The sequence below is a fragment of the Endozoicomonas sp. ONNA2 genome (assembly GCF_024606365.1).
GTDB lineage: Bacteria > Pseudomonadota > Gammaproteobacteria > Pseudomonadales > Endozoicomonadaceae > Endozoicomonas.
The window spans coordinates 1-2,365 of sequence record NZ_JAHHPO010000140.1; the positions used below are offsets into that span (position 1 = coordinate 1).

Sequence of the window (2,365 nt, forward strand, 5' to 3'; positions counted from 1 at the left end):
CCTCTTTCCAGGCGGCGGCTTTTTTGCCGGTGAAACCCATGGCCAGAAAAGCAAAGCCGTCACGGGTGATTTTGTAGCTTTCCAGTTTGCGACCGGTTGGGTCTGTGTATTCACTGGGCTCAAAATTGAGCCCAGTGAATTCTTGAGAACATGCCAGGTTTCGAATATCGCGCAAAACGTTCTTGTGCTGCTTTTAAAAATGAATAGCAATATCAAGAGAACTACAGGTGATCTGCTGATTTTCAAATTTCAGCTCAGGAAGGACCATCTCTGGGGATGGAATGATTTCAACTAAGGCAGACATAGAGCCTCCTACGTACGGTGTATTACCGCCACCAGAAGGTTCCAAACTGACTGGGGGCGAACTGGATGGGATTGGAACACCGATGACGTAGGTAATCGGCACGGCCTAAGCCGTCCCCACCCAGCCCGCCATAAAGGGGGGCTAAGCGATTGCACAAAAAAAAGCGCAATTAAATGAGCGCTTTTAGTGCTCCACGTCAGATCGGGGTTCCAAGCCCGGCAACGGATTTTGCCGTTGCAAGATGCATAATGAAGATGATCGGTCGTCCTGTCAATCATTGATTATATGCATGTAATTATGCGCTTCTGCACAATCAAAATCAACCGTTACGCCAAAGATGCCGCCGTGTTCATCGTCATTAACAAAACAAAAATACTTAATAAATGGTATCAAATATTGATACTATAAATTAAACTGGATAAATGAATAGCAAGCACCGCAAAACACTGTTGGCGATTTATCAGGAACCGGCACCAAAACAGTTGGAATGGAAAGCCATCGAAGCGTTATTGATGGCCGTGGGAGCCGAGATGCTTGAAGGGCGTGGCTCCCGTGTCCGGTTTCACAAGCAGGGGGAAATGGCCACCTTTCACAGGCCGCATCCCCATAAGGAGGCCAAACCTTACCAGGTGCGGGACGCACGGGATTTTCTCAGCCGAATTGGAGTCAAACCATGAATACCATGACCTATCTGGGATACGCTGCCAGCATCGTTTACAGCGATGACGATGGTTGTTTTATTGGCCATATTGCTGGCATTAAAGACCGGGTCGGCTTTCACGGGCAGTCCGTTATCGAGTTGAAATCGGCGTTTCATGAGGCGGTGGATGACTATCTGGAAGCCTGTGCTGTTGTTGGAAAGTCTCCGCAAAAACCTTTTTCCGGAAAGCTGATGCTCAGGATTTCCGAGGCATTGCATGCCCGCATTGCCCAAAAGGCGCAGGTTCAGGGGAAAAGCATTAATCAATGGATTGCCGAATTGCTGGCCTGGGAGTTGAGTGATACTTCTGAAGAGGAGACTCGATTTCTGCTCAGCAATGAAGCAAATAGAAAACATCTGGAAAAATCCATCCGTCAGTACCGTAACCGTTGATTGCAGAGGGCTGAATTTTCAGCCCGTTCACTGTTTTCTCCTCCTCAGTTGTCTCTCCGGGTAACTATTGATGAAGCAAAGCCATCGCCTGGTGCGGGTTATTACGAAACATAATCAACAAAGACCGGGCAGGGCCAAGTGGCTTTCTGACCTTTTGCTCCCATCCCTGAACTGTCTTAATGCTTACGCCAATAAGGGCTGCAAACTTCTCTTGAGATAGATGGGTTGCTTTCCGGATACTGGCTACATCAATATCTTCATACTTATGCACCCGTGAAGCCTTCTTTTCTCCTTTGGCTATGGCAACCGCTTCTTTCAGGCTGGAAGTCAGTTCCTCAAATGCTTTTTTATCCATTGCGTAACTCCTTGGCTAGTTCTGCTAATATTTTTTTCTGGTCTTCGGTCAGGTCTGTTTGCTGGTTTTTGGTGTAGGCATACAGCATGTAGAACGTGTCTTCACTGACTTGCCAGTAATAGATAATGCGTGACCCTCCCCGCTTTCCGGTGCCATTCAGCTTCCAGCGAAATTTCCGCAAACCACCGGTTCCCTTGATGATGCTGCCAATATCGGGCTGGGCGATCATGGCCTCCTGCATGGCCCGATAATCATCATCAGGCATGAGTTGAGTGATGATTCTGGTAAACACACTGGTTTCTATAAATTCCATAAAATATCCTACATTGTAGGATTAATTGTACTGCAATGTAGGATATAAGCAAGACTTTCATTTTCTGGCTCTTAGCTGGCTCTCCAGCTCATACCGCAAACGATCGGAACTTAGGGAGCGCAGGAACATCACCTGCCGGGCCTCGCTCTGGCGTAACAGATACCGGATTAACTGTTCCCGGTTTTCATCGGCCTGATCCTGTAACGGGGTTTTGGGTCAGCGGGTCATGGCTTGCTCCTCATATGGCCGGAAGGGTGAAAAAGTGCGTAACGACCGTAACGGCATACTAAAACCGGCCTG

4 protein-coding genes and 1 pseudogene are annotated in these 2,365 nt (G+C 48.0%); 2 read left to right on the plus strand and 3 right to left on the minus strand.

Annotation, left to right across the window (positions count from 1 at the left end; translation table 11 throughout):
- A pseudogene (locus KDK14_RS21590) lies at positions 1-181 on the minus strand (Rha family transcriptional regulator); the annotation flags it as partial.
- A gap of 545 nt (positions 182-726) precedes the next feature.
- Between KDK14_RS21590 and KDK14_RS02615 the strand changes: the two are divergent.
- Together KDK14_RS02615 and KDK14_RS02620 are read left to right on the plus strand one after the other, a co-directional pair.
- Positions 727-981, plus strand: a complete 255-nt coding sequence (locus KDK14_RS02615; protein ID WP_257263467.1) for a type II toxin-antitoxin system HicA family toxin — start codon at positions 727-729, stop codon at positions 979-981.
- Positions 978-1,397 carry a type II toxin-antitoxin system HicB family antitoxin gene (locus KDK14_RS02620; protein ID WP_257263468.1) on the plus strand — a complete coding sequence of 140 codons (420 nt, stop codon included), beginning with the start codon at positions 978-980 and terminating at the stop codon, positions 1,395-1,397. Before KDK14_RS02615 ends, KDK14_RS02620 begins: the two co-directional genes overlap by 4 nt.
- Positions 1,398-1,461: 64 nt before the next feature.
- On the opposite strand, the gene nadS is transcribed toward KDK14_RS02620, so the two are convergent.
- Together nadS and KDK14_RS02630 are read right to left on the minus strand one after the other, a co-directional pair.
- Positions 1,462-1,752 (minus strand): NadS family protein, encoded by a 291-nt coding sequence (gene nadS / locus KDK14_RS02625; protein WP_257263469.1) that lies wholly within the window; start codon positions 1,750-1,752, stop codon positions 1,462-1,464.
- The gene (locus tag KDK14_RS02630) at positions 1,745-2,065 is read right to left on the minus strand and encodes a type II toxin-antitoxin system RelE/ParE family toxin (protein ID WP_257263470.1); all 321 of its coding nucleotides are present in this window, start codon (positions 2,063-2,065) and stop codon (positions 1,745-1,747) included. Before KDK14_RS02630 ends, nadS begins: the two co-directional genes overlap by 8 nt.
- Positions 2,066-2,365: the final 300 nt, after the last annotated feature.

Bases quoted from the DNA above. Each gene is read 5' to 3' on its own strand.
- KDK14_RS02615 (WP_257263467.1), top strand. From the start codon at position 727: ATGAATAGCAAGCACCGCAAAACACTGTTGGCGATTTATCAGGAACCG.
- nadS (WP_257263469.1), bottom strand. From the start codon at position 1,752: ATGGATAAAAAAGCATTTGAGGAACTGACTTCCAGCCTGAAAGAAGCG.
- KDK14_RS02630 (WP_257263470.1), bottom strand. From the start codon at position 2,065: ATGGAATTTATAGAAACCAGTGTGTTTACCAGAATCATCACTCAACTC.
- KDK14_RS02620 (WP_257263468.1), top strand. From the start codon at position 978: ATGAATACCATGACCTATCTGGGATACGCTGCCAGCATCGTTTACAGC.